This is a genomic window from Saccharothrix sp. DSM 118769 (assembly GCF_052936295.1).
This window is the reverse complement of record NZ_CP193627.1, coordinates 8255177-8281198: the sequence shown is the minus strand read 5'-3', so window position 1 is coordinate 8281198 and position 26022 is coordinate 8255177. Positions and strand designations below refer to the sequence as shown.

The following is a 26022-nucleotide window of genomic DNA, read 5'->3' as shown; positions in this document are numbered from 1 at the left end:
CCGAAGAGGTGACGCAGCGGATTTCCCCGATCCGCCCCTCGGACACCGCCCCCCTGTGGCGGCCGTCCGAGATCGGGCAGCTGGACTCCCTGCTGACCACACCCGCGCCACCGCCGCCGCCACCACCGCGGCCCTCCCGCCGCGGCCTGCTCGTGAAGGCCGCCGGCCTGCTCGGCGTGGCCGTGGTGTCCGGCCTGGTGTGGCTGCTGGTCATGCCCGACGACACACCCACCGGCACGCCCGCCCCCACGTCCGCGCCGGCGGGGGAGTTCACCTTCGCCACCTCCGCGCAGGTCCCCGAACCGCTCAAGGACAGCGACTGCGCGTCGCACGCCTACGGCGAGACCAGGGCGTTCCTGACCGCCACCCCGTGCCTGCAGCTGACCCGCGGCCTGTACACGACGAAGACCCCCGACGGGGTGACGGTCTACACGTCGGTGTCGGTCGTGCGGATGAAGACCGCCGAGGACGCCACCAAGCTCAAGGACCTGACCAGCCGCGACGGCACCGGCAACGTCAACGACCTGGTCAAGGACGGCGCCGTGAAGGTCGAGGGCCTGACCACCCTGGGCAACGGCGGCTTCGCGGCCCAGCTCAAGGACCGGGACCTGGTCATCATCGAGTCGGACTCGCTCAAGCACGGCGCCAACGAGGCCGAGCACAACCGACTGATGAAGAAGATCAGCTTCGACGCCATGCGCCTCGCCGACGACCTCATCACCTGACCCCCGGCTGACCGCCGGCTGACCTCCGGGGACCGGTGGTCAGCCGACCCCGGCGCCCGGCATCGCGATCGACGACGGCGCGACCCCGGCGACCTTGCGCCACCGGGTGGCCCGCACCGCCGACGTGGTCAACGCGTCCAGCGCCGACCGCCGCAGCTCGCCGTCGTCGGTCCGCTCCAGCACCCCGCGCCACGCCACGCACGCGTCCGTCTCCACCGCGATCAGCGCCGCCACGGCCGCCGCCGCGCTGTCCACCGGCTGGGGCGGCAGGTACGCCGCCGCGGGCGGCCGGGGCGTCGCCGCCCGGTCCCGCAACCACCGCTCGGTGGTGTCCCGCCGCGCCCGGTGCGCGTCGGCCCCCTCCGCCACGGCCGCCGCCTGCTGGTCGATGAACGCGCTGACCAGCCCGTACGTCCACACGGCCGCGTGCTCGGCCCCCAACGCGTCCTGCACCGCGTCGACGCTCACGACAACGCTCACGACAGCGCCTCCACCAAGCTCGCGCACCCGGCCGCCACCGAGGCGACCAACCCCACCCGGTGCGACCCCACCGTCACCGCCAGGTCGCCCGCCTGCTTCTGCGCCGCCCGCAGCGATGTCACCAACGTCTCCCTGGTCCCACCCGCGAGCGCCGCCACCGAGGGCGGCGGCGAGGACGGCGTCGTGGACCCCGGCACCCGGGGCGTCGCCCGCTCGACCTCCGCGCGCAACCGGTCGGCGTGCTCGGCCCGCGCCGCGGCCGTCTCCGCCGCGCCGACCGCCGCGGCCAGGGCGGCGTCCGCCAGCGCGGCCTCCACCAGCCCCTCCAGCACGTCCGGGGGCGGAGGGGGAGGGGGCTCGGGGGTGCAGGCGACCACCAGCGGCGCCGCGACCGCCGCCAGCAGCACCCCCCGCCTGCTGAACGCCGTTTCACCGATCACGGGTTCCGATCCTGCCAGAGCCGGGAGGGGCGCCGAGCCACCCGGCCACCCGCCCGTGGGACGTGCGCCCCCGCCGGGACCAGATAGTCTGGGCGACCACGGCCGGCGAGTGCAGCGTCGACCGGGGCAGTCATGCCCTCCGCCCTTGCCCCTGCACACGCGAATACGAGGAGTCACCACGTGTCCAGCCCGCCGCGCGGAGAACTCGCCGCGCAGCTAACCCCCGTCGTGCGGGAGGCGGTCGAGGCCATCGGCTTCGACCTCGAACTGCTCGACGTGAACCAGGCTGGGCGTCGCAGGCTGGTGAAGGTGGTCGTCGACGGCGACGAGGGGATCGGGCTGGACGAGGTGGCCCAGGCGAGCCGCGCCGTGTCCGCCGCCCTCGACGCGAACGAGCACCTCATCGCCGGCCCGTACACGCTTGAGGTCACCTCGCCGGGCGCCGACCGCCCGCTGACCAGGCCGCGCCACTGGAAGCGCAACCGCTTGCGCCTGGTGAAGGTCAAGCAACCCGACCAGGTCGAGTGGTTCGGCCGGGTCGGCGACGCGGACGACACCGGGGTCGTGCTGCTGGTCAAGGGCGAGCTGCGCCGCGTCGAGTACTCGACGATCGAGCGCGCCGCCGTGGAAGTGGAGTTCAAGCAACCGCCCGTCGAGGAGCTCGCGCTCCTGGAGGGCAAGCACCTGAAGGAGGAGTCGGAGTGAACGTCGACATCGCCGCTCTCAGGGCGATCGAACGGGACAAGGACATCCCCTTCGACACGGTCCTGGAAGCCATCGAGACCGCCCTGCTCACCGCCTACAAGCACACCGACGGCCACCACTCGCACTCGCGCGTCGAGATCGACCGCAAGAACGGCGTGGTCCGCGTGCTCGCCCAGGAGCTCAACCCGGACGGCTCGGTGGCCGAGGAGTGGGACGACACCCCCGAGGGGTTCGGCCGCATCGCCGCCACCACCGCCCGCCAGGTGATCCTCCAGCGCCTGCGCGACGCCGAGCACGAGCGCACCTTCGGCGAGTTCTCCGCCAAGGAGGGCGAGATCATCGGCGGCGTCGTGCAGCGCGACGCCCGCGCGAACGCCCGCGGCATGGTGGTCGTCCAGGTCGGCGACACCGAGGGCGTGCTGCCCCCGGCCGAGCAGGTGCCCGGGGAGTCCTACGAGCACGGCTCGCGGCTCAAGTGCTACGTCGTGGGCGTGTCCCGCGGCCAGCGCGGCCCGCAGATCACCCTCTCCCGCACCCACCCGAACCTCGTGCGCAGGCTCTTCGCGCTGGAGGTCCCGGAGATCGCGGACGGCACCGTGGAGATCCCCGCGGTGGCACGTGAGGCAGGTCACCGTTCGAAGATCGCGGTCCGCTCCACGGTCTCCGGCGTGAACGCCAAGGGCGCCTGCATCGGCCCGATGGGCGCCCGTGTGCGCAACGTCATGAGCGAGCTCGCGGGCGAGAAAATCGATATCATCGACCACTCGGACGACCCCGCCACGTTCGTCGGGAATGCCCTGTCGCCTGCGAAGGTTGTCTCCGTCAGGGTGCTCGACGAACGCGCCAAGACGGCGCGGGTCGTCGTGCCGGACTTCCAGCTCTCCCTCGCCATCGGCAAGGAGGGCCAGAACGCCCGGCTGGCCGCCCGGCTGACCGGTTGGCGCATCGACATCCGCTCCGACGCGGAGCCCGGAGGCGCTGCTCCGGCGGGTGCGGCGACGTCCGGTTCGGCTGAATAGGCATTAGGGGATAGACTTCTCAGTGGTTCAACGTCGGGGATCGGTTTCCACGCACGACGACCTCATGCCGAACGGCGGTTCAACGCCCTACGGCCCGGTCCGCACGTGCATAGGGTGCCGCTCCCGGGCGTTGCCCTCCGAGCTGCTGCGCGTGGTGGTCGTGGACGGGACGGTTGTCCCGGACACGCGCCGACGGTTGCCGGGGCGGGGAGCATGGCTGCACCCCGATCCGGACTGCCTCCGCAACGCGGAGAAGCGACGGGCGTTCCCCAGGGCCTTCCGGGTCCAGGGTCCGCTCGACGTCGAAGGCTTGCGGGAACACTTCGAGCAGCACCGCCAGGAGGTCGCGGGATCGCCCCGTGACCAGCAGGAAGCAAGGAAGCAGGTCGACCCGTCATGAGTCAGCCGTGAAGCTGAAGACATGAACGCGCGACGATAAGACGAGGTCGACGGGACTGCCGCCGGCCTCCCTCACAGAGGAGTGCAGTGGCAGGCAAGGCCCGCGTGCACGAGCTCGCCAAAGAGCTCGGTGTCACGAGTAAAGAACTGCTGACCAAGCTCGCCGACCAGGGCGAGTACGTGAAGTCCGCGTCCAGCACCGTCGAGGCCCCCGTGGCCCGGCGACTGCGCGACGCCTACGCCAAGAACGACTCCAAGCCGAAGTCGTCCGGCGCCCGTCCGGCACCGCCGAAGCCGCAGGTCCCCGCGACCAACGGCGGCGGCGACGCCCCGCGCCCCGGCGTGCCCGCCGGCAAGCCCGGCCCGCGCCCCGTGCCCGGTCCGAAGCCGATGGCCCCGAAGCCGCCCGCGGCGAAGCCCGCGACCCCGGCCCCGGCCGCCGCGCCGGCCCAGCAGCCGGCCCCGGCTCCCGCCGCGGCCCCGGTGCAGCAGCCGACCCAGCAGCCGAAGCCCCCGGTGGCCCCCCCGGCCCCGGCCCCGGCCGCCGCGTCGACCCAGCAGCCGGCCCAGGCCCCGGCGCCGACCCAGCAGCCGCAGGCCTCCCGGCCCGCCGGCCCGCGTCCCGGTCCGCGCCCCGCGCCCCAGCAGCAGCAACCCGCCGCGGCGCAGAACCCCCCGTCCGTGGTCCCGCCGCGCCCGCAGGCCCCCAAGCCCGCCGGTGCCCGGCCGCCGCGCCCGGGCAACAACCCGTTCGGCGTCGGTGGTGGCGCTCCCGCGCCGCGTCCGCAGGGCCCGCGCCCGCAGACCCCCGGCGGCGGCGACCGCTCCGAGCGGCCCACCGGTCCCAAGCCCGGTGACCCGCGTCCGGCCGGTCCCCGTCCGGGTGGTTCCGGTGGCCCCGGTGGCCCCCGGCCCAACCCCGGCAACATGCCGCCCAGGCCGAACCCGGGCATGATGCCCGGTCGTCCGGCCGGTCCCCGCCCCGGTGGCGGTGGCGGTCGTCCCGGCGGCGGCCCCGGTGGTGCCGGCGGTGGCCGCGGTCCCGGTGGCGGCGGCGGTCGTCCCGGTGGCGGTGGCGGCGGCGGCGGCTTCCGCGGCGGTCCCGGTGGCGGCGGTGGCGGCGGTGGCGGTGGCTTCCGCCCCGGTGGCGGTGGCGGCGGTGGCGCCGGCGGTGGCGGTTTCCGCCCCGGTGGCGGCGGCGGTGCCCCGGCCGGCGGTGGCGGCGGCGGCTTCCGCGGTCGTCCCGGTGGCGGTGGCCCCGGTGGTCGCGGCGGTGCCGCGGGCGCCTTCGGTCGCCCCGGTGGTCCGGCGCGGCGCGGGCGCAAGTCCAAGCGCCAGAAGCGCCAGGAGTACATGGACAACATGCAGGCGCCGTCGGTCGGCGGCGTCCGCCTGCCCAAGGGCAACGGCGAGACGATCCGCCTGCCCCGCGGTGCCTCGCTGACCGACTTCGCCGACAAGATCAACGCCAACCCGGCCTCGCTGGTGCAGGTGCTGTTCCACCTCGGCGAGATGGTCACCGCGACGCAGTCCGTGTCCGACGAGATCCTGGAGCTGCTCGGCTCCGAGATGAACTACACCGTGCAGGTCGTGTCCCCCGAGGAGGAGGACCGCGAGCTGCTGGAGACGTTCGACATCACCTACGGCGACGACGCCGGCGGCGAGGAGGACCTCGAGATCCGCCCGCCGGTCGTCACCGTCATGGGTCACGTCGACCACGGCAAGACGCGACTGCTCGACACGATCCGCACCGCGAAGGTGGCCGAGGGCGAAGCGGGTGGCATCACCCAGCACATCGGCGCCTACCAGGTGAACACGGAGCTGGAGGGCAACGAGCGCCTCATCACCTTCATCGACACCCCGGGTCACGAGGCGTTCACCGCCATGCGTGCACGTGGTGCGAACTCGACCGACATCGCGGTCATCGTGGTGGCGGCCGACGACGGCGTCATGCCGCAGACGGTGGAGGCGATCAACCACGCCCAGGCGGCCAACGCGCCGATCGTGGTCGCGGTCAACAAGATCGACAAGGAGGGGGCCAACCCCGCCAAGATCCGCCAGCAGCTCACCGAGTACGGGCTGGTCGCCGAGGAGTACGGCGGCGAGACCATGTTCGTCGACATCTCGGCGAAGCAGGGCATCAACATCGACGGCCTGCTGGAAGCGATCCTGCTGACCGCCGACGCGTCGCTCGACCTGCGCGCCAACCCCGAGATGGAGGCGCAGGGCGTCGCCATCGAGGCGCACCTCGACCGCGGTCGCGGTCCGGTCGCCACGGTGCTGGTGCAGCGCGGTTCGCTCCGCGTGGGCGACTCGATCGTGGCGGGCGCCGCCTACGGCCGCGTGCGCCGCATGGTCGACGAGCACGGCGAGGACGTCACCGTCGCGACCCCGTCGCGCCCGGTGCAGGTCATCGGCCTCACCTCGGTGCCCGGTGCGGGTGACACGTTCCTCGTGGTCGAGGAGGACCGGGTGGCCCGGCAGATCGCCGAGCGCCGCCAGGCCCGCAACCGCAACGCCATGAACGCGGCGAAGCGGAAGCGCGTCAGCCTGGAGGACCTGGACGCCGCGCTGAAGGAGACCAGCGCCCTCACCCTGATCATCAAGGGCGACAACTCCGGTACCGTCGAGGCACTGGAAGACGCGCTCATGAAGATCGAGGTCGGCGACGACGTCGAGCTGCGGGTCATCCACCGCGGCGTCGGTGGCATCACCGAGGGCGACATCAACCTCGCCGTCGCCGGTTCCGCCATCGTCCTGGGCTTCAACGTCCGGGCCGAGGGCAAGGCGACCGAGCTCGCGAACCGCGAGGGTGTCGACGTCCGCTACTACACGGTGATCTACCAGGCGATCGACGAGATCGAGCAGGCCCTCAAGGGCATGCTCAAGCCGGAGTACGAAGAGGTCCAGCTGGGCCGCGCGGAGGTCCGCGAGGTCTTCAAGTCCTCCAAGGTCGGCACGATCGCCGGTTGCCTCGTGCTCTCGGGCGAGATCCGCCGCAACGCGCGGGCCCGCCTGCTGCGCGACAACAACGTCGTCCAGGAGAACCTGCCGATCAGCTCGCTGCGGCGGTTCAAGGACGACGCGACCGAGGTCCGCGAGGGCTACGAGTGCGGTCTGACGCTCGGCAACTACGCCGACCTGAAGGTCGGTGACGTCATCGAGACGTTCGAGATGCGCGAGAAGCCGCGCGCCTGACCGTCTCCGGACAGGAGGTGCGGGGTCGTCCTCCGGGACGACCCCGCACCCCTTCGAGATACCCCGTGGTGATGACCCCTGTTCGTCGGTGCCCTTGAGCTGGACGTGCTGCTCGGCGACGTCCACTCGTTGAAGCAGAAGCGGTCCGTGGTGAAGCCCGTCGTGGCCGAACTGCGGCGCAGGTTCGAGGTGTCCGCCGCCGAGGCCGGCCACCAGGACCTGCACCGCCGCGCGTTGATCGGAGTGGCGGTGGTCGCCGCCGACGCCGAGCATGTCAGGGAAGTCCTGGACGCCTGCGAACGGCTCGTCGCCGGACGACCCGAACTGGAACTGCTCTCCGCCCGCCACAGGCTCGTCGGGCCGGAGGACGACTGAAGGAGGGAGCGCCGTGGCCGACCAGGCACGGGCTCGCAAGCTGGCCAAGCGGATCTCGCAGATCGTGGCCTCCGCGCTGGAGCACCAGGTGAAGGACCCGCGGCTGGCCCGCGTCACCATCACCGACACCCGCGTGACGGGCGACCTGCACGACGCCACGGTCTACTACACCGTGCTCGGCGAGAAGCTGGACTCCGAGCCGGACCTCGCGGGCGCCGCGGCGGCGCTGGAGAAGGCCAAGGGCGTGCTGCGCACCATGGTCGGCCAGCAGACCGGCGTGCGGTTCACCCCCACGCTGACGTTCATCACCGACACCGTGCCCGACGAGGCGCGGCGGATGGACGAGCTGCTGGCCAGGGCGCGCGAGGCGGACGCCGAGGTGGCGCGCATCGCGTCCGGCGCCGAACCCGCCGGTGAGCCCGACCCGTACAAGCCGCCGCGCGAGACCGAGGACGGCGAGTAGGCACCAGCCGCCCCTCCGGGACACCGGGGCGGGCGGAGCTGTGACCGGCGCGGTCCGGGAGGATGCCGACTGGAGTCCACCCGGGCCGCGCCGACTAGCGTTCCGGCTGTGCACAACGACCCCACCGGCGACCCCGCCGGCCCCGCCCCCGACATCGCCGCCGACCTCGCCGCCGCCGCCCGCGTCCTGTCCTCCGCCGGCGACGTCACGCTGCTCGCCCACGTCAACCCCGACGCGGACGCGCTCGGCAGCGCCCTGGCGCTCGGCCTGGCCCTGCACCGCCGCGGCGTGACCACGCGGGTGTCGTTCGGCGCACCCGACGAGGTGCCCGAGACCCTGCGCGACCTGGACGTCGCCGGCCTCCTCGTGCCCGCCTCCGAGGTGCCCGCCGCGCCACCCGTCCTCGTCGCCCTGGACGCCGGCAGCGTCGGCCGGCTCGGCCCGCTCGGCGACCGCGTGCGGACCGCCGGCGTGGTCGTCGTGCTCGACCACCACGTGTCCAACCCCCGGTTCGGGCACGTCAACGTCGTCGACGACCGCGCCGAGGCCACCGCGGTCGTCGTGCTGCGGCTGCTCGACGAACTGGGCGTCGAACTGGACGAACCCATCGCCCGCTGCGTCTACGCGGGACTGGTGACCGACACCCGCTCGTTCCGGCACGCGTCGGCGTCCACGCACCGGGTCGCGGCCCGGCTGCTCGCCGCGGGCGTCGACGCCGAAGCCGTCTCCCGGCCGCTCATGGACTCCCACCCGTTCGGCTACTTGGGGATGCTGTCGACCGTGCTGCGCGGGGCGCGGCTGGAGCCGGACGCCGCCGGCGGGCTCGGGTTCGTGCACGCCGTCGTGACGCTCGACGACGCCGCCGGGCTGCGGCCCGAGGAGGTCGAGAGCGTCGTCGACCTGGTGCGCACCACCGCCGAGGCCGAGGTGGCGGCCGTGCTGAAGGAGCTGCGGCCCGCCACGTGGTCGGTGTCGCTGCGCGCGGTGAGCCGGGTGGACGTCCGCGAGGTCGCCCACCTCCTCGGCGGCGGCGGCCACCGCCTCGCCGCGGGCTTCACCGCGACCGGACCGGCCGACGCCGTGCTCCAGCGGCTGCGGGAGGCGCTGGCCGAGGTAGCGGGTCGATGACCGACGACACCCCACCGAACACCGGCCCGGACACGCCGAGCACCGCGAGCACGACCCCGAACACCGGTCCGAACACGCCGAACACCGGCCCGGACACGCTGAACACCGCGAACACCGCGAACACGACCCTGAACAACGTGAACACCGCGCCGGACCCCGACGAGGACGCCGATCGCGTCCCCGCGCGCCGCGTGATCGGCCTGGCCGCCCCCGCCCTGGTCGTCCTGGCCGCCGAGCCCCTCTACGTCCTGGTCGACACCGCCGTCGTCGGCCACCTGGGCGCACTGCCCCTCGCCGGCCTCGCCCTGGGCGGCGTCCTGTTCACCCAGGTCGCCACCCAGCTCACCTTCCTCTCCTACGGCACCACGGCCCGCGCCGCCCGCCTGTTCGGCGCCGGCCGCCGCACCGAGGCCGTCGAGGAGGGCGTGCAGGCCACCTGGCTCGCGCTCACCGTCGGCGCGCTCGTGATCGTGCTCGGACAGCTCCTCGCCGTCCCCGCCGCGCACCTCCTCGCCGGCCCCGGCGACGTCGCCGACAACGCCGTCGCCTGGCTGCGCATCGCCCTGTTCGGCGCGCCGTTCGTGCTGGTCACCATGGCCGGCAACGGGTGGATGCGCGGCGTGCAGGACACCCGCCGACCACTGCGCTACGTGCTCGTCGGCAACGGCATCTCGGCCGTCCTGTGCCCCCTGTTCGTGCACGTCGCCGGTTGGGGCCTGGAGGGCTCGGCCATCGCGAACGTCATCGCGCAGTTCCTCTCCGCCGCCCTCTTCGGCAACGCCCTGCGCGCCGAGCACGTCACCCTGCGGCCCGACCCGCGCCGCATGCGCGCCCAGCTCGGCCTCGGCCGCGACCTCGTGCTGCGCAGCCTCGCGTTCCAGGCGTGCTTCCTGTCCGCCGCGTCCGTCGCCGCCCGCACCTCCGTCGCCGCCGTCGGCGCGCACCAGGTCGTGCTCCAGCTGTGGACGTTCCTCGCGCTCGTCCTCGACTCGCTCGCCATCGCCGCCCAGTCCATCGTCGGCGCGGCCCTCGGCGCGGGCCGCCGCGCCCAGGCCCGCCGGTTCGCCTGGCAGGTCACCGGCTACGGGCTGGTGTTCGGCGTGCTGCTCGGCGTCCTGTTCGCGGCGCTGTCCGGGCCGCTGCCCCTGGTGTTCACCACCGACCGGCTCGTCCTCGACGAGATCCCGCACGCCTGGTGGTTCTTCGTCGCCCTCCAACCCGTCGCCGGCGTCGTGTTCGCCCTCGACGGCGTGCTGCTCGGGGCGGGCGACGCCGGGTTCCTGCGCACCGCCACCCTCGCCTCCGCCGCCCTCGGCTTCCTGCCGCTGGTGTGGGCGTCCCACGCGTTCGGCTGGGGGCTCGTCGGCATCTGGACCGGCCTGACCGCGTTCATGGTGCTGCGGCTGGTCGCCGTGCTGGCGCGCACCCGTTCCGGTGAGTGGGCCAGGGTCGGCGCCGTGCGGTGAGGCGCGGCGGCCGACCCCGGTCCGGTGTGGTGAGGGGCACGTGCGGGAATCGTTAACACAAGGCAACTGTTTCTCGATACTGGGAGTGCCGCCGCACGGTCTACGAGGAGTCGTCCCTTGCCGGTCGATCGCGCCACGAAACAAGGGTGGCTGATCTGGTCAACCGCCGTCGCCGTCTACGTCGCCGCACTGTTCCACCGCACCTCGCTCGGCGTCGCCAGCCTGGAGGCGTCCGAGCGGTTCTCCGTCGGACCCGCCGCGCTCAGCACGTTCACCGTGCTCCAGATCGGCCTCTACGCGCTGATGCAGATCCCCACCGGCCTCCTCGTCGACCGCTTCGGACCACGCCGCGTCCTCACCGCCGCCACACTGCTCATGGGCACCGGGCAGGTCCTGTTCGCCCTCGCCTCCTCCTACCCCGTCGGCCTCGCCGCCCGCGCCGTCCTCGGCATCGGCGACGCCATGACCTGGGTCAGCGTGCTGCGGCTCGCCGCCGCCCACTTCCCGCCCCGCCGCTTCACCGTCGTCATGACCCTGTCCGCCGCCCTCGGCGGCGCGGGCAACCTCGTCGCCACCGTCCCGCTCACCCTCCTCCTGGAGAACACCGGCTGGACCGCGACGTTCCTCATCGCCGGCATCGCCACCGCCGGCTACTCGACCGTCGTCGCCTGGCGCGTCCGCGAGGTACCCGACGGCGTGCCCCAACCCGCCGCCGAACCCGTGCCGCTGCGCACCCTCGGCCCGCGCGTCGCCACCGCGTGGCGCGAACCCAGCACCCGCCTCGGCTTCTGGGTCCACTTCACCTCCATGTCCACCCCCGCCCTGCTCGGCCTGCTCTGGGGCTTCCCGTACCTCGTCGAAGCGCAGGGCCTCACCCGCCCCGCCGCGTCCGCCGTGCTCAGCACCCTCGTCGTGGTCGCCGTCGTCGCCGGACCCGTCATGGGCACCGTCATCGCCCGCCACCCCGAGTGGCGCATGCCCATCGTCGGCGCCTACCTCGGCGTGGCCGTCCTGTGCTGGGCCGTGCTGCTCGGCTGGCCCGGCGGCGTGCTGCCCACCCCCGTCCTCTACGCGGTCTTCGCCCTGCTCGCCATCGGCAACCCCGTGTCCGGCGTCGCCTTCGCGCTCGTCCGCGACTACAACCCGCTGCACCGCGTCAGCACCGCCACCGGCGTCGCCAACGTCGGCGGGTTCGGCGCCATCACGTTCACCGCGCTCGCCGTGGGCGTCCTGCTCGACGTCACCGCGTCCACCCCGGCGCCCGACGCCTACCGGGTCGCGTTCCTGTCCGTGGTCGCCGTGCTGCTGGTCGGCGTGTGGCGCACGGTCGTCTGGTGGCGCCGCGCGCGGGCCGCCGTGTTCGCCGCCCTCGACCGGGGGGAGACCGTGCCGGTGCAGTTGCGTCGCCGGCGCTGGGACGTCCTGGCCGACGCCTAAGATGTCCGCTCGTGCCCGCATCTCCTCGCCCGTCCCGTCCGCCCGTAGCGCCCGGCCTCGTCGTCGTCGACAAGCCCGACGGCATGACCTCCCACGACGTGGTCGCCAAGGTCCGCCGCATCCTCGGCACCCGCAAGGTCGGGCACGCGGGCACGCTCGACCCGATGGCGACCGGTGTGCTCGTGCTGGGCATCGAGCGCGCCACGAAGCTCCTCGGCCACCTCGCGCTCGACAGCAAGGCGTACCTGTCCACGATCCGCCTGGGCGCGTCCACCACGACCGACGACGCCGAGGGCGAGGTCGTGTCGAGCGCCGACGCGTCCGAGGTCCCGGAAGACGCCATCCGCGCGGGCGTCGCCAAGCTGACCGGTGCCATCCAGCAGGTGCCGAGCGCCGTGAGCGCCGTGAAGATCGACGGCAAGCGCGCCTACGCGCGGGTGCGCGACGGCGAGGTCGTCGACATCCCGGCCCGCCCGGTCACCGTGCACCGCTTCGACGTGCTGGGCATCCGGCGGGAGGGCGAGGCCACCGAGATCGACGTGATGGTCGAGTGCTCGTCCGGCACGTACGTCCGCGCGCTGGCCCGCGACCTGGGGGCGGACCTGGGCGTGGGCGGCCACCTCGCCAACCTCCGCCGCACCAGGGTCGGCCCCTTCGACCTGCGGGTCGCCAAGACCCTCCAGCAGCTGGAGGACACCCCCGGCCTGTCCCTGGACCTGGACGCGGCGGTGTCCACGGCCTTCCCGCGCCGCGAGATCGCCCCGAGGGAAGCCGTGGCCCTCTCCCACGGTCAACGCCTCCCCGCGGGTGGCCTGGACGGCACGTACGGCGTCTTCGGCCCGGACGGCCACGTCGTGGCCCTGGCGAAGGACGAAGGCCCCATCGCCAAGCCCCTGGTGGTCCTCACCCCCGCGGACTGACCCCACCCCGAACGCCCCACCCGCTCGAGGCCGCCCCACCCGCTCGAGGCCGCCCCACCCGCCCGAGGCCGCCCGAGCCCGCCCGAGCGTCCGCCCGAGCCCGCCCAACCCGGCCCAGCCCGACCGACCCCACCGGGCGCGCCTCCTGCTCGCTCCCGCGGCCCGGCTCGTGGCGTCGCCCGCTCCTGCCGCCGCTGTGCCGTGTTCCTCCGGCTAACGGAAGAAATGCGGTCGGGGTTGTCCCTCGTTGCACCGTTCACCGGTTCCGGTGAACGCGAAGCCTCCTGGCCGCTCTCCGCCGATAGCGGTTCCGCGTTCGGCTTCCCGGACCTACCGTGGGGCACATGGCGCGATGGGTGTTGCCCGCGGCGGCGGGTGGGGTTACTTCGGCTACCGGTGTGGCCATCAACGTGGCCACCGACGCGGCCGGTGACCCGCTGGCCTGGGTGGTGGTCGTGCTGCTCACCGTGCTGGGCGTGGCGATCACCCTGCGGATGCAGCAGCAGCCGCACGCCAGGCCGGCCGAGCAGGGCGCCGCCACGCCGCCCCGGTCGGAGCGGTCGGAGCGACCGGAGCGGGCTCGTCGGGAGCCCTCGGTGCACAACACGATCAGCGGCACGGTGCACGGTGGCGTGGTGCAGGCCGGGAACCTGGGCTCGGTCACCGTCAACTCGCCCACGACGATCAACCAGAACGCGGTCGCCCGCGACGGCGGCACGGTCTACCAGGCCGGACGGGACGTCAACCCCAACCCGTAGCCCGGGGCCCGCCCCGTACGCTTGCCGCGTGCAACGCTGGCGAGGGCTCGACCTCCTTCCGGGCGGCTGGGGCCGCTGCGTCGTGACGATCGGCGTGTTCGACGGCGTCCACCGGGGCCACCAGGCGCTGATCGGCCGCGCGGTGGACCTGGCGACGGCGAAGGGGGTGCCGAGCGTCGTCATGACGTTCGACCCGCACCCCGCCGAGGTGGTGCGCCCGGGCAGCCACCCCGCGCAGCTGACCAGCCTGCACCGCCGCGCCGAGCTCGTCGAGGGGCTGGGCGCGGACGTCTTCTGCGTCATCCCGTTCACCCCCGAGGTGTCCCGGATGCCCGCGGACGAGTTCGCGCACGAGATCCTGGTGGAGCGGCTGCACGCGACGGCCGTGGTGGTCGGCGAGAACTTCACGTTCGGTTTCAAGGCCGCGGGCAACGTCGACCTGCTGGGCACGTTGGGCAAGCGGTTCGGCTTCGTGACTGAGGGGGCGGATCTGGTGACCGATGACGGGGTGACGTACTCGTCGACCTACATCCGGGCGTGCATCGACGCGGGTGACGTGGCGGCCGCCGCGCACGCGCTGGGCAGGCCGCACCGGCTGGAGGGCATCGTGGTGCGCGGCGACGGCCGGGGCAAGGAGCTGGGCTTCCCGACTGCGAACCTGTCCACGACCCGCTTCGCGGCGGTGCCCGCGGACGGCGTGTACGCGTGCTGGTTCGTCCGCGGCGACGGGGAGCGGCTGCGGGCGGCGGTGAGCGTGGGCACGAACCCGACCTTCTCGGGCCGGGAGCGGCGCGTCGAGGCGTACGTGCTCGACGTGGACGAGGACTTCTACGGCCAGCGGGTGGCGCTGGACTTCGTGGAACGCCTGCGCGGCATGGAGAAGTTCGACGCGGTCGACGCGCTGCTGGAGCAGATGCACCGCGACGTGGCCGTGGCCCGCGACGTCCTGGTGGCCGAAGAGCGGCTGTGACGGTTGAACCAGGTGGGTGGAACCACCCTTGTCGCGGGGGTCGGCCTGGCAAGATGCTGTCACGTCGAGCGGGCTAGGGAGAGGCGCAGGTGGAGGACCACAAGATCGTCCAGCGCAACCTCGCGTTGCAGCGCGAGTGGTACGGGGAGCCCTTGGGCGACCGGGTGCGCCGGTTGGTGGTCGCGTTCAACGTCTCCCAGGCACAGCTCGCCGACGTCCTGGGGATCAGCGCCCCGATGCTCAGCCAGGTCATGAGCGGTCGCCGCGCGAAGATCGGCAACCCGTCGGTGCTGGCGCGGATGATCATGCTGGAGCGCAAGGTCCTCACCCCCGACGTGGCCACCGGTGCCCCGGAGGCGCTCCAGCGCGCGTTGGACGAGGTCCGCGACTCGAAGCCCACGGTGAGCCGCGAGTCGCTGCCGGTGAACCTGGCCGACCACGAGGCCGTGGTGTTCCCGTTCCTGCGCCGCCTGGCCGACCGCCGCGAGCTGTCGCAGGCCGCCGACGTGCTGGGCGAGGACTTCCCGGCGTTGGCGGAGCTGCTGCGCCGCGCCGCGAAGGAACGCGACTGAACACCCTGAACGACAAACGAACGACACGAACGACAAAGCGGACGAAATGAACGACGAACGAACGACGTGAACACCGTGAACACGGCGGTCCGGACAGCGGAACACCTTCTCCGCGCTCTTCCCGCCCGAGCCGGTGGTGGCCGAGCTGCACGAGGCGCTGCGGCCGGTGCGCCGCGCCCACCCGGCGCTGCGCTGGACCGACCCGAATCGCTACCACGTGACGGTGGGGTTCTTCGGCGCGGCCGAGCCGGACCCGGCGACCCAGCTCGCGGGCCTGCGGGGACTGGCCGCGCCGGTGCTGCGGCTGCGGGGCGGCGGGCACTTCGCGAACGTGCTGTGGATCGGCGTCGAGGGCGACCTGACCGGGTTCGCGCGCGCGGCGGGCGTGCGGGCCGACTGGCGTCCACACCTGACGGTCGCCCGCGGCGGGGTCCTGCCGGTGGTCGACTTCACCGGTCGCGAGTGGACGCCGACCGAGGTGGCCCTGGTGCGCAGCGGCCCGACCGGGGGCTACACCGTCCTCGACCGGGTGCCGCTGAGCACGCCGGACGAGCCGAACGGGTAGTCGTTCGCCACTACTGGTAACCTCGACAGTTGGGTCTGGCTGCGGTCCGTGGCGGCCAGTACCGACTACCTCGCGCGAGCGGGGCCCCACGGCACGGGAAGACGAGAACCAGGAAGCAGGAACGTGGCACTCTCCACCGCTGAGAAGAAGACCATCCTCGCCGAGTACGGCGTCCACGACACGGACACCGGCTCCGCCGAGGCCCAGGTCGCGCTGCTGAGCAAGCGCATCGCCGACCTGACCGAGCACCTGAAGAAGCACAAGCACGACCACCACTCGCGTCGTGGTCTGCTGCTGCTGGTCGGCCGTCGCCGCCGGCTGCTCAACTACCTCCAGAAGGTGGACATCCAGCGCTACCGCGACCTGATCGGTCGCCTCGGTCTGCGCAGGTGAGACGTGCCGGGGGGGAGTGATCACGACGATCACTCCCCCTTCGGCTTAGGTAAGAACAAGACAACAAAGACGAGGGACGTAAGCGCGGCGCACGGGACGACAGTTCGCCGGTCCTCGGTAGTGGCCCCCTGGCAGTGGAGATGACCAGGGGACTTCGATCGAAGACCGGCCTCGTCCGAACCGCGATCCCGCACCCGAGCGCGCTGCGGCCCGCACGACGAGGAGTTTTCCGCATGACGGAATTCGAGGTCCACGAGACTTCCGCTGTGATCGACAACGGTCGGTTCGGCACCCGCACCATCCGCTTCGAGACCGGCCGCCTGGCCCGCCAGGCCGCCGGCAGCGTCGTCGCCTACCTGGACGACGAGACCATGCTGCTGTCGGCCACCACGGCGTCGAAGCACCCCAAGGAGCACTTCGACTTCTTCCCCCTCACGGTGGACGTCGAGGAGCGCATGTACGCGGCGGGCCGCATCCCCGGCTCGTTCTTCCGCCGCGAGGGTCGCCCGTCGACCGACGCGATCCTGACCTGCCGCCTGATCGACCGCCCGCTGCGCCCGTCCTTCGTGGACGGTCTGCGCAACGAGATCCAGGTCGTCATCACGGTGATGAGCCTGAACCCGCAGGACCTGTACGACGTGGTGGCGATCAACGCCGCGTCCGCGTCCACGCAGCTCGCGGGCCTGCCGTTCTCCGGCCCCATCGGCGGCGTCCGGGTGGCGCTGATCGAGGGCCAGTGGGTGGCGTTCCCCACGCACGAGCAGCTGGAGAAGGCCGTGTTCGACATGGTCGTCGCCGGTCGCATCGTCGGTGAGGACGTCGCGATCATGATGGTCGAGGCCGAGGCCACCGAGCGCGTGATCGACCTGGTCGGCGAGGGCGCGCAGGCGCCCACCGAGGAGGTGGTGGCCGCCGGTCTGGAGGCCGCCAAGCCGTTCATCGCGTCGCTGTGCGAGGCGCAGGCCGAGCTGGCGCGGGTCGCCGCGAAGGCCACCGGCGACTTCCCGACCTACCCGGCCTACCAGACCGACGCCTTCGAGGCCGTCGAGCAGGCCGCGGCGGGCGAGCTGTCCCAGGCGCTGACCATCGCGGGCAAGCAGGAGCGCGAGTCCCGCACCGACGAGATCAAGGCGTCGGTGCTGGAGAAGCTGGCCGAGCAGTTCGAGGGTCGCGAGAAGGAGGTCGGCGCCGCGTTCCGCTCGCTGACCAAGAAGCTGGTCCGCCAGCGCATCCTGCGCGACAAGGTCCGCATCGACGGCCGCGGCCTCACCGAGATCCGGTCGCTGTCGGCCGAGGTCGAGGTCATCCCGCGGGCGCACGGCTCGGCGCTGTTCGAGCGCGGCGAGACCCAGATCCTGGGTGTCACCACGCTGAACATGCTGCGCATGGAGCAGCAGATCGACTCGCTGTCCCCGGAGACGCACAAGCGCTACCTGCACCACTACAACTTCCCGCCGTTCTCCACCGGTGAGACCGGCCGCGTCGGGTCGCCGAAGCGCCGCGAGATCGGCCACGGCGCGCTGGCCGAGCGGGCGCTCACGCCCGTGCTGCCCAAGCGCGAGGAGTTCCCCTACGCGATCCGCCAGGTGTCCGAGGCGCTGGGCTCGAACGGCTCCACGTCGATGGGCTCGGTCTGCGCCTCGACGATGTCGCTGCTCAACGCCGGTGTGCCGCTGAAGGCGCCGGTGTCCGGCATCGCCATGGGCCTGGTGTCCGACGAGGTCGACGGCAAGACGGAGTACGTCGCGCTGACCGACATCCTGGGCGCCGAGGACGCGTTCGGCGACATGGACTTCAAGGTCGCCGGCACCAAGGAGTTCGTGACCGCGCTCCAGCTGGACACGAAGCTCGACGGCATCCCGTCCGACGTGCTGGCCAAGGCCCTGGGCCAGGCCCGCGACGCGCGCCTGACCATCCTGGAGGTCATGGCCGAGGCCATCGACCGCCCGGACGAGATGAGCCCGTTCGCGCCGCGCGTGACGTCGGTGAAGATCCCGACCGACAAGATCGGCGAGGTCATCGGGCCCAAGGGCAAGATGATCAACTCGATCACCGAGCAGACCGGCGCCGACATCTCCATCGAGGACGACGGCACGATCTACGTCGGTGCGGCGGACGGCCCGTCCGCGGAGGCCGCCATCGACCTGATCAACGCCATCGCGAACCCGCAGCTGCCGAAGGTGGGCGAGCGCTTCCTGGGCACCGTGGTGAAGACCGCGGCGTTCGGCGCGTTCGTGTCGCTGCTGCCGGGCAAGGACGGCCTGATCCACATCTCCAAGCTGGGCAACGGCAAGCGCATCGCCAAGGTCGAGGACGTCGTGAAGGTCGGCGACAAGCTCCGCGTCGAGATCGCGGACATCGACCAGCGCGGCAAGATCAGCCTGGTCCTGGTCAACGAGGACGCCGACGCGGCCCCGGCCGCCGACGCGCCCGAGCAGGACGCCGCTCCGGCGGAGGCTTCGGCCGAGTGACGACGAGCGTCAACGGGACGGCCGCGAGCGCTGCTGGCGCTCGCGGCCGTCCGCTTACCCGGCGCCCCGGGCACCTCCAGAAGCCCGGCAGCACGGTCGCGCTGGAGCGCGGCGACAGCGGCGTGACGGTCCGCCGGACCCTGCTGCCGTCGGGTCTGCGGGTGATCACGGAGCGCGTGCCGGGCGTGCGGTCGGCGTCGGTCGGCCTGTGGGTGCAGGTGGGGTCGCGCGACGAGCGCGCCGAGGTCGCGGGCGCCGCGCACTACCTGGAGCACCTGCTGTTCAAGGGCACGGCGAACCGCTCGGCGGCGGCCATCGCGGAGGAGATCGACGCGGTCGGCGGCGAGCTGAACGCGTTCACCGCGAAGGAGCACACCTGCTACTACGCGCACGTCCTGGACGAGGACCTGCCGCTCGCGGTGGACCTGGTGTGCGACGTGGTGTTCGAGGCCCTGTGCGAGCCGCGGGACTTCGAGACCGAGCGCGGCGTGGTGCTCGAGGAGATCGCGATGCGCGACGACGACCCCGAGGACCTGCTGCACGACGCGTTCCTCGACGCCCTGCTGGGCGAGCACCCCCTGGGGCGGCCGGTGCTGGGCACCGAGCAGTCCATCGGGGACATGCGGCGCGACGCGCTGTTCGGCTTCTACAAGCGCCGCTACGCGCTGCCGCGGATGGTGCTGGCGGTGGCGGGCAACGTCGAGCACGCCCAGGTGATGCGCCTGGTGCGCAAGCTGGTCGGCGCCCGCCTGGACCGCGCGGGCACGCCGGTGGCGCCGCGCGCGGGCCGGGCGCGCTTCCCGGCGACGCGCCGGCTGGTGCTGCACGACGACGACACCGAGCAGGCGCACCTGATGCTGGGCGTGCGGGCGCTGGACCGGCACGACGAGCGCCGGTTCACGCTGAACGTGCTGAACGCGGCCCTGGGCGGCGGGATGAGCTCGCGGCTGTTCCAGGAGGTCCGGGAGCGGCGCGGCCTTGCCTACCAGGTGTACTCGTCGGTGGGCCTGTACGCGGACGCGGGCACCCTGTCGGTGTACGCGGGCTGCCAGCCCGACCGGCTCGGCGACGTGGCGGGCGTCGTGCGCGACGTGCTGGACGCGGTGGCCCGCGAGGGCCTGTCGGACGCCGAGGTGGCGCGCGGCAAGGGCCAGCTGCGCGGCGGGCTCGTGCTGGGGCTGGAGGACACCAGTTCGCGCATGTCCCGCATCGGCAAGGGCGAGCTGAACTACGGCGACCACCTGTCGGTGGAGCAGACCCTGGCGCGCATCGACGCGGTCACGCCCGAGGACGTCGCGGCGCTGGCGGGCGACCTGTTGCGACGCCCCGTCGCCGGCGCCGTGGTCGGCCCCTACTCTCACGTGGACGATCTGCCGTCCCAGGTGCACGAGGTGATCTCTTGAACGACCCGTCCCCCCTCGACGAGACCGTGCGGGAAGAACCGCTCCGCGTCGGCGTCATCGGCGCGCGCGGCCGGATGGGCGCGGAGGTGTGCCGGGCGGTCGAGGCCGCGCCGGACATGGAAGTCGTGGCGATGGTCGACGCGGGCGACTGGCTGTTCAACCTGTCCGACGCGGGCGCCGAGGTCGTGGTCGACTTCACCAGCCCCGAGGTCGTGATGGACAACATCCGGTTCTGCGTGGACAACGACATCCACGCGGTCGTCGGCACGTCCGGGTTCGACGCGCGGAAGCTGGGCACGGTCTCCGAGTGGCTCGACGCCAAGCCGGGGGTGGGGGTGCTGGTCGCGCCGAACTTCGCGATCGGCGCGGTGCTGTCCATGCGGTTCGCCGAGCTGGCCGCCCGGTACTACGAGTCGGTCGAGGTCGTCGAGCTGCACCACCCGCGCAAGGTGGACGCCCCGTCGGGCACGGCCGCGCACACCGCCCGGCTGATCTCCCAGGCGCGCGAGGCGGCCGGGCTCGGCCCGATGCCGGACGCGACGACGCAGGAGGCGCCGGGGGCGCGCGGCACGCTCGTGGGCGACGTGCGGGTGCACTCGCTGCGGGTGGCGGGGCTGATCGCGCACCAGGAGGTCGTGTTCGGCACCGAGGGCGAGACGCTGACGCTGCGGCACGACTCGCTGGACCGCAAGTCGTTCATGCCGGGCGTGCTGCTGGCCGTGCGGCGGATCGGGGAGCACCCGGGCCTGTCCGTGGGCCTCGACAAGTACATGGACCTCTGAGGGCGATGAGCACCCGCACCGCCGCGTTCCTCGTCACCGCCGCGCTGGCGGTGTACTTCGTGCTGCTCGGCGGTCGGGCGGTGGTGCTGCTGGGCACCGGCGACCCGGTGGGCGTCGCGCTCGGCGTGGGAGTGCTGCTGCTGCCGCTGATCGGCGCGTGGATCGCGTGGACCAACATCAGGTTCGGCTTCACCACGGAGCGGATGGCGCGGCAGCTGGAGGCAGAGGGCGCGCTGCCCGACCTCTCCGGCCTGCCGCGCACGCCGTCCGGCCGAGTGGACCGGACTGCGGCCGACGCGTGGTTCGAGGAGCGCGGGCGGGACGTGGAGGCGCGGCCGGGGGACTGGCGGGCGTGGTTCCTGCTGGCCCAGGCGTACGACCTGTCGGGTGACCGGGGGCGGGCGCGCGAGACGATGCGCAAAGCCATCGACCTTTTCCACGTGCCTACGAATCGGGCGTGAGCCACCCGAGTGAGACGCGGTTCATCCGGTCTTAACGCTCTCTTGCCTTGGATTCGATCGTCACTCTCCGTATCGTATGGGCTGTGACGCACACCTGCGAAGCCCTGCGCCTGACCGTGGCCCTGCTCGTCGTCGCCGCCGCGCTCACCGCCGCCCTCGCCCTGACCTAGTCGTCCCGGCCGGCTCCGGTTCCCACGTGGCCGCGGAGCGGCGGCGGAGCGCGTCCGGTCGCAGCACCACGACCCGCTGCCGTGCAGTGGCCACGATCCCCTCGTCCCGCAGCGCGCGCAGCGCACGCACGACCGCCTTGCGCGACGACGCGATCGACCCGGCCAGTTCCTCCTGGCTGAACGGCAGGGTGATCGCCACCCCGTCGGCGTGCGCCGCGCCGTGCTCGTCGGCCAGTTCGGACAGCAGCGACGCCAGGCGCTGGGCGGTCGTGCTGTCGCCGAACTCGGTGCGCCGCCGCGTGGCCGTGCGCAGTCGGCCGCACATCACCGCCAGCAGGGCGAGGGCGATGCCCGGGTTCGCCCGGAGGGCGGACGTGAACCGGTCCGCCGGCACCCGGAGCACGGTGAGGTCGTCGACGGCGGTCACCGTCGCCGTCCGCGGCTTCCCGTCGATGGCGGCGAGCTCACCGAGCACGTCGCCCGCGCGCCGCACGGCCAGGACGTGGCCGCAGCCCCTCGTGGACGCGGCCACCACCTTCACCCGGCCCTCCAGGACGACGTGGACCGACCTGCTCGTGTCGCCCTCGTGCAGCACCTCCTCGCGCGCGCCGTAGCTCTCCTCGACGCCGCACGCCAGCAGCACCTCCCGTTCGGCGTCGGTGAGCAGCGCCCACAGCGAGTCGGGTGCGGGGCGTCCCCCGCGGTGGTTCGGCGGTGCCACGACGCCTGCCTCTCCGGCCGCACCCCGTGACGTCAGGTCACCGGGGATCGTCCGATCGGGTAGATAACGAATAGGTGGAGCAGTGGGCTGTGGGACATCCGTCCCAGACAGCTGGGCTGTTTCCTGCCATGTTCTCCACATGCGTGGACGGATATCACCCGCATGTGGGAGTAAAGAACACGGAAGCAGGAACATGCTGAACGACCTGGAATACCGGGCCATGCTGGCGCTCGACGTGCAGCGGTCCAGCGGCCGGGGGGAAGCGGCGCGCAAGGAGTTGCGCCGGGTCCTGTTCGCGGAACTGGAATCCTCCTGCCGGGAGAGCGGGATCGAGTGGGCGGAGTGCTTTCGCGAGGATCTCGGTGACGGGATGATGATCGTCTTTCCCGCGATGACGGCGAAGAACCGCATCATCCATCCCCTGGTGCCGGAACTGGCCGCACGATTGCGGGCGCACAACCGGTTGGCGGGCGAGTTGACCGGGATCAGGGTCCGCGTCGCGGTGCACGCCGGCGACGTGCTGGTCGACGGCGACCGCATCGTCGGCAGCCCGATGGAACTCCTGGCCAGGCTGCTCGACGCACCGCAGTTGCGCCAGGCGCTGGCCACCGCGCCGGAGTCCGCGCCGCTCGCGTTGATCACCTCGGCGCACGTGCACGAGGAGGTGGTGCGCCACGGTTATCCCGGAATCGACCCCGACGACTTCCGGGCGGTGGCCGTCGAGGTGAAGGAAACGGCCGTCGACGCCTGGCTCCGGGTCGCCGGGGGCGCGCCGGCGCGCGATCGCCGAATGCCCGGTACCGCCGGCTCCGCACCGGCCCCGGAGAAATCCGCACCGGGTTTCGTGCAGCACAACACGCCGTCCGCGCACGGTGTCGTCTATGCCAGTCAAGGTGGAAACCAGCACTTCTGGACCGGAGGTCCCCGATGATCGACGACAAAGGCCCCCGGCAGTACAACGCACCCGCCGCGGGCGGCAACGTGTACGCCAACCAGGGCGGCACGCAGAACATCTACGCGCAGGAAGCCCGGGACCACTTCCGCGACGGCCTGGAAGCGCTCAAGCACCACCTCTACCCCCAGGCGCTCGATCTCTTCGAGACCTACCTGGCCACCGCGCCCCGAGCCGGCCTGGCCGACGCCGCCGACGCCGAGGCGCAGGTGACCCTGGCCTGCGCGCACGTGTACGCCGCGATGGCGCTGCTCTCGGGCAGCCCGCCGTCGTACCGCACGCCGGAGGAGGTCCTCCGGGTCAACCGGCACCTGGAGAACGCGCTGAAGGCGGACCCGGCGCACCCCGTGCACAGCCAGGCGTCGGTGCTGTGGGCGATCGTCAAGGACGACTACTACGACGCCGACGGGATGCCGGCGCCGCCGCCGGACGCGGCGACGCTGCGGAGGGGCGTGGGGATGCTCGGCCCGCACGAGGTGACCACCTTGGTGGAGCACGTCGCGCCCGCCCGCGGGGAGACGTGGCGCGCGCTGACGACCCGGGCGGGCGAGCTCGGCATCCCGATCTCCGTCGCCGAGGTGGACGAGGTGCGGCGCGGCGGTGACCCGAGGCGCGCGGAGGCGGTGCGGAAGTACTTCACCCCCACGCCGGAGCCCCGGCAGGCGTGGCCGTGGCAGGCGCTGGCGGCGACGGCCGCGTTGCTCGTCCTCGTCGGCCTCATCGCGGGAGACCCCCTCTTCCTCGTCGTGTGCTTCGCGGGCGCGTTCTTCGCCGGCCGCGCCGGCTTCCGCCTGGCCAAGGAGTACCGCGAGTACCTGCGGCTGCTGGCCGCCGCCGAGCCGAAGCCGAGCGACCGGCGGATGGACGAGTGGCTCGGCGACGACGTGGAGCACATCAAGCGCAAGGCGGCGCGCCGCCTGCGGCTCAACATCCGGATCAACACCCACGGCGGCGACCTCGTCGTCCCGGCCCAGGTGGTCGTGGGCATCCCGCGGTCCCAGTACGGCGCGGCCCGGCGCGTCCGGATGTGCCGGGGCGGCGACGGGGAGCTGCGCGCCAACACCTACGACGTCGTCATCCTCTTCCTCACCGGCGGGTTGGTCAGCGCCTACCGCGGGCTGCTCGACTTCGAGTCCGGCGACGTCCTGTTCGACGAGACGCAGGAGCACCACTACCAGGACATCGTCGGCGTCTCCTCGACGTCGATCCCGATGCCCAAGCCGCTGTCGGAGCTGGTCGAGGTCGTGTACGGCATCGACGCGACGATCTCGCTCGCGCACCAGTTCAGGCTGTCCATCACCAGCGGCGAGGCCCTGGAGGTCGACACCGGCTACAGCGGGCCGGTGGCCGAGGCCAACGGCAAGGTCGCCTGGCGCAACAACGAGCACGCGCTGAACGTCATCCAGAAGCTGGTGCGCGCCCGCCACGGCGCCCGGTGAAGCCGAGGGGTCCCCTGCCGGACCGGACCGGACCGACCGGACCGGTCAGGGGACCCTGCCGGGCGTCCGAACGGGTGAACCCGCGTGACATCGCGGAAGCGCCGGGTAAAGGCGTGGGCATGGATCGCACTGCGGTGGACCGCCTCTACGACTGCGACGTGCTCGACCGCCACGGCCGGCACATCGGCCACGTCGTCGGGCTGTGGCTGTCGAACGGCCGGCCGACGTGGGCCTGCGTGCGCAGAACGGCCGGCACGGCCGTCGTGCCGATCCGCGGCGCCCAGGTCCGCGACCGCCGGCTCGTCATCCCGGTGGACCGCCGCGAGGTCGAGGACGGGCCGCGGGTGGACGACTCCGCGCTGTCCGACGCCGACGTGACCCGCCTGCACGACCACTACGGCCTGTCGGTGCCCGAGCAGGGGCTGGTGCCGCACGACCGCGCGGGCGCTAGTGCACCAGCCAGCCCGCGAGCGCGGCAGGCGACGCGGCCAGCGCGCTGAACCGCGTGAAGCGACCGATCACGCCGGTGGAGATGAACAGCCACGACGACATGCCGGCCAGGCCCGCGAGGACCGTGGTGAACATGAACGGCGGCAGGCCGACGACCGAGCTGACCGCGTGCGTGCCGAACATCCAGTGCGGGTGGCGGTGGCAGCGCAGGCGCACCCACTCCAGCCTCGCCCCCCACCTGAGCCGCCACGGCGGCAGCGGCTTCCCCGGCTTCTCCGGCTTCCCCGCGCGCCGCAGGAACGCGGGCAGGCGCAGCGAACCGCGCGCGGCCAGGAAGTAGAACATCTTGCCCAGCACCTGACCCAGGGCCACGGCGAGGCCCACCCACCACCAGGCGATGCCGGGCTGCTGCGTCACCAGGCCGATGACGAAGATCTCGATGCTGATCAGCGGGAGCACCGCGGAGCCGAACGCGATGCCGAACGTGAGGCACAACCACCCGAGCACGTGACCGAGGTTACCGACGGATCACGTCGTCAACAGCAGGGAAAGCCCCCCGGAAACCCTGATTTCCCTCAGGGGTCGACCCCCGGCGTCCAGGGTGCGCACCGTGCCGTCGGGCACCCAGTCGGCCTTGGCGTAGAAGCCCGTCGACGCCTTGTCGGCCTCCGGCACCCACGCGACGCCCCGGGTCGCGCCCTCCTCGCGCAGCCGCGCCGCGGCCGTGGCCAGCAGCCTGCCGCCGTGCCCGCGCCGACCCCAGCGGGGTTCGACGAGCACGCTGACCAGCGCCGTCGTGGCCGCGTCGGCGGGCAGCGCGCCGTCCGCGCGGGCCACCTCGCCGTCGGGCGCGGGACCGGCCACGCAGAACCCCACCAGCCAGCCGCCCTCGGTGGCCACCAGCACCCGGCCGCCCTCGACGGCCTCGGCCCAGGCGGCGGCGGTGCCCGCCACGTCCAGGCCCGCCAGCACCTCCTCGGGCACCAGGTCGCGGTAGGCGGTCCGCCACGTGTCCCGGTGGATGCGGGCGATCTCCGCCACGTCGTCGGGCTTCGCGGTGCGCACCGCGGCGTCGGCCATGGCAGCACCCTAGCCGGCGGCCCTCCCGGTGATCACCCGCAGGGTTGTCGTACCCCGGTGGGATCATCCGGGCGTGCAGA

At 73.0% G+C, this 26022-nt stretch carries 27 protein-coding genes and 1 pseudogene; 23 read left to right on the top strand and 5 right to left on the bottom strand.

Features of this window, described 5'->3' with window-relative positions:
• Positions 1 to 8 precede the first annotated feature (8 nt).
• On the top strand, positions 9 to 725 hold the full coding sequence (locus ACRAKJ_RS34960; RefSeq protein ID WP_438924394.1) for a hypothetical protein: 717 nt from the start codon (positions 9 to 11) through the stop codon (positions 723 to 725).
• Positions 726 to 764: 39 nt separating this feature from the next.
• Here ACRAKJ_RS34960 and ACRAKJ_RS34955 read toward each other — a convergent pair whose 3' ends face one another.
• Both ACRAKJ_RS34955 and ACRAKJ_RS34950 read right to left on the bottom strand, forming a co-directional pair.
• Positions 765 to 1205 carry a DUF4439 domain-containing protein gene (locus tag ACRAKJ_RS34955; RefSeq protein ID WP_438924393.1) on the bottom strand — a complete coding sequence of 147 codons (441 nt, stop codon included), beginning with the start codon at positions 1203 to 1205 and terminating at the stop codon, positions 765 to 767.
• Entirely contained in the window at positions 1202 to 1645 is a 444-nt protein-coding gene (locus ACRAKJ_RS34950; protein ID WP_438924392.1) for a hypothetical protein, read from the bottom strand. The genes ACRAKJ_RS34955 and ACRAKJ_RS34950 overlap by 4 nt, the downstream gene beginning before the upstream one ends.
• 180 nt (positions 1646 to 1825) lie before the next feature.
• Here ACRAKJ_RS34950 and rimP point away from each other — a divergent pair, with 180 nt between their 5' ends.
• The 19 genes and pseudogenes from rimP to ACRAKJ_RS34855 all read left to right on the top strand — a co-directional run bounded on the left by rimP (position 1826) and on the right by ACRAKJ_RS34855 (position 21130).
• Positions 1826 to 2350, top strand: coding sequence for a ribosome maturation factor RimP (rimP, locus tag ACRAKJ_RS34945; protein WP_438924391.1), 525 nt, complete (start codon positions 1826 to 1828; stop codon positions 2348 to 2350).
• The gene (gene nusA / locus ACRAKJ_RS34940) at positions 2347 to 3369 is read left to right on the top strand and encodes a transcription termination factor NusA (RefSeq protein WP_438924390.1); all 1023 of its coding nucleotides are present in this window, start codon (positions 2347 to 2349) and stop codon (positions 3367 to 3369) included. The genes rimP and nusA overlap by 4 nt, the downstream gene beginning before the upstream one ends.
• Positions 3370 to 3433: 64 nt before the next feature.
• A complete protein-coding gene (locus tag ACRAKJ_RS34935) occupies positions 3434 to 3769 on the top strand; it encodes a DUF448 domain-containing protein (RefSeq protein ID WP_438924389.1) in 336 nt (111 codons plus the stop codon).
• 86 nt (positions 3770 to 3855) lie between these two features.
• Positions 3856 to 6966 (top strand): translation initiation factor IF-2, encoded by a 3111-nt coding sequence (gene infB / locus ACRAKJ_RS34930; RefSeq protein ID WP_447008797.1) that lies wholly within the window; start codon positions 3856 to 3858, stop codon positions 6964 to 6966.
• A 78-nt stretch (positions 6967 to 7044) separates the two neighbouring features.
• Positions 7045 to 7341 (top strand): DUF503 family protein, encoded by a 297-nt coding sequence (locus tag ACRAKJ_RS34925; RefSeq protein ID WP_438926225.1) that lies wholly within the window; start codon positions 7045 to 7047, stop codon positions 7339 to 7341.
• A gap of 13 nt (positions 7342 to 7354) precedes the next feature.
• Complete coding sequence (gene rbfA, locus ACRAKJ_RS34920) at positions 7355 to 7804, top strand: 30S ribosome-binding factor RbfA (RefSeq protein WP_438926216.1); 450 nt, start codon at positions 7355 to 7357, stop codon at positions 7802 to 7804.
• 108 nt (positions 7805 to 7912) lie between these two features.
• On the top strand, positions 7913 to 8932 hold the full coding sequence (locus tag ACRAKJ_RS34915) for a DHH family phosphoesterase (RefSeq protein ID WP_438926217.1): 1020 nt from the start codon (positions 7913 to 7915) through the stop codon (positions 8930 to 8932).
• Entirely contained in the window at positions 8929 to 10398 is a 1470-nt protein-coding gene (locus tag ACRAKJ_RS34910; protein WP_438926218.1) for an MATE family efflux transporter, read from the top strand. Before ACRAKJ_RS34915 ends, ACRAKJ_RS34910 begins: the two co-directional genes overlap by 4 nt.
• Positions 10399 to 10515: 117 nt before the next feature.
• Complete coding sequence (locus ACRAKJ_RS34905; RefSeq protein ID WP_438926219.1) at positions 10516 to 11835, top strand: MFS transporter; 1320 nt, start codon at positions 10516 to 10518, stop codon at positions 11833 to 11835.
• The gene (gene truB, locus ACRAKJ_RS34900) at positions 11811 to 12755 is read left to right on the top strand and encodes a tRNA pseudouridine(55) synthase TruB (RefSeq protein WP_438926226.1); all 945 of its coding nucleotides are present in this window, start codon (positions 11811 to 11813) and stop codon (positions 12753 to 12755) included. Before ACRAKJ_RS34905 ends, truB begins: the two co-directional genes overlap by 25 nt.
• 398 nt (positions 12756 to 13153) lie before the next feature.
• Positions 13154 to 13513: a hypothetical protein gene (locus ACRAKJ_RS34895; RefSeq protein ID WP_447008796.1), complete on the top strand. Its 360-nt coding sequence runs from the start codon at positions 13154 to 13156 to the stop codon at positions 13511 to 13513.
• 28 nt (positions 13514 to 13541) lie between these two features.
• Positions 13542 to 14483, top strand: a complete 942-nt coding sequence (locus tag ACRAKJ_RS34890) for a bifunctional riboflavin kinase/FAD synthetase (protein ID WP_438926221.1) — start codon at positions 13542 to 13544, stop codon at positions 14481 to 14483.
• 89 nt (positions 14484 to 14572) lie between these two features.
• Positions 14573 to 15055 (top strand): helix-turn-helix domain-containing protein, encoded by a 483-nt coding sequence (locus ACRAKJ_RS34885; RefSeq protein ID WP_438926222.1) that lies wholly within the window; start codon positions 14573 to 14575, stop codon positions 15053 to 15055.
• Positions 15056 to 15185: 130 nt separating this feature from the next.
• A pseudogene (locus ACRAKJ_RS34880) lies at positions 15186 to 15620 on the top strand (2'-5' RNA ligase family protein); the annotation flags it as partial.
• Between the two features lie 123 nt (positions 15621 to 15743).
• Entirely contained in the window at positions 15744 to 16013 is a 270-nt protein-coding gene (rpsO, locus tag ACRAKJ_RS34875) for a 30S ribosomal protein S15 (protein ID WP_438926223.1), read from the top strand.
• A 233-nt stretch (positions 16014 to 16246) separates the two neighbouring features.
• Positions 16247 to 18484 carry a polyribonucleotide nucleotidyltransferase gene (locus tag ACRAKJ_RS34870; protein WP_447008795.1) on the top strand — a complete coding sequence of 746 codons (2238 nt, stop codon included), beginning with the start codon at positions 16247 to 16249 and terminating at the stop codon, positions 18482 to 18484.
• Between the two features lie 101 nt (positions 18485 to 18585).
• Positions 18586 to 19887 carry a M16 family metallopeptidase gene (locus ACRAKJ_RS34865; protein ID WP_447009111.1) on the top strand — a complete coding sequence of 434 codons (1302 nt, stop codon included), beginning with the start codon at positions 18586 to 18588 and terminating at the stop codon, positions 19885 to 19887.
• A complete protein-coding gene (gene dapB / locus ACRAKJ_RS34860; RefSeq protein WP_438926810.1) occupies positions 19884 to 20669 on the top strand; it encodes a 4-hydroxy-tetrahydrodipicolinate reductase in 786 nt (261 codons plus the stop codon). Before ACRAKJ_RS34865 ends, dapB begins: the two co-directional genes overlap by 4 nt.
• 5 nt (positions 20670 to 20674) lie before the next feature.
• Entirely contained in the window at positions 20675 to 21130 is a 456-nt protein-coding gene (locus ACRAKJ_RS34855; protein WP_438926809.1) for a tetratricopeptide repeat protein, read from the top strand.
• Between the two features lie 144 nt (positions 21131 to 21274).
• On the opposite strand, the gene ACRAKJ_RS34850 is transcribed toward ACRAKJ_RS34855, so the two are convergent.
• On the bottom strand, positions 21275 to 22021 hold the full coding sequence (locus ACRAKJ_RS34850; protein ID WP_438926808.1) for a cyclic nucleotide-binding domain-containing protein: 747 nt from the start codon (positions 22019 to 22021) through the stop codon (positions 21275 to 21277).
• A 193-nt stretch (positions 22022 to 22214) separates the two neighbouring features.
• Here ACRAKJ_RS34850 and ACRAKJ_RS34845 point away from each other — a divergent pair, with 193 nt between their 5' ends.
• The 3 genes from ACRAKJ_RS34845 to ACRAKJ_RS34835 all read left to right on the top strand — a co-directional run bounded on the left by ACRAKJ_RS34845 (position 22215) and on the right by ACRAKJ_RS34835 (position 24912).
• On the top strand, positions 22215 to 22952 hold the full coding sequence (locus ACRAKJ_RS34845; RefSeq protein ID WP_438926807.1) for a hypothetical protein: 738 nt from the start codon (positions 22215 to 22217) through the stop codon (positions 22950 to 22952).
• The gene (locus ACRAKJ_RS34840; protein ID WP_438926806.1) at positions 22949 to 24412 is read left to right on the top strand and encodes a hypothetical protein; all 1464 of its coding nucleotides are present in this window, start codon (positions 22949 to 22951) and stop codon (positions 24410 to 24412) included. The genes ACRAKJ_RS34845 and ACRAKJ_RS34840 overlap by 4 nt, the downstream gene beginning before the upstream one ends.
• Before the next feature lie 119 nt (positions 24413 to 24531).
• Positions 24532 to 24912 carry a hypothetical protein gene (locus ACRAKJ_RS34835; RefSeq protein WP_438926805.1) on the top strand — a complete coding sequence of 127 codons (381 nt, stop codon included), beginning with the start codon at positions 24532 to 24534 and terminating at the stop codon, positions 24910 to 24912.
• Here ACRAKJ_RS34835 and ACRAKJ_RS34830 read toward each other — a convergent pair.
• Both ACRAKJ_RS34830 and ACRAKJ_RS34825 read right to left on the bottom strand, forming a co-directional pair.
• The gene (locus ACRAKJ_RS34830; RefSeq protein WP_438926804.1) at positions 24860 to 25369 is read right to left on the bottom strand and encodes a hypothetical protein; all 510 of its coding nucleotides are present in this window, start codon (positions 25367 to 25369) and stop codon (positions 24860 to 24862) included. The genes ACRAKJ_RS34835 and ACRAKJ_RS34830 overlap by 53 nt on opposite strands.
• A gap of 21 nt (positions 25370 to 25390) precedes the next feature.
• Positions 25391 to 25942, bottom strand: a complete 552-nt coding sequence (locus ACRAKJ_RS34825; protein ID WP_447008794.1) for an N-acetyltransferase family protein — start codon at positions 25940 to 25942, stop codon at positions 25391 to 25393.
• Positions 25943 to 26022: the final 80 nt, after the last annotated feature.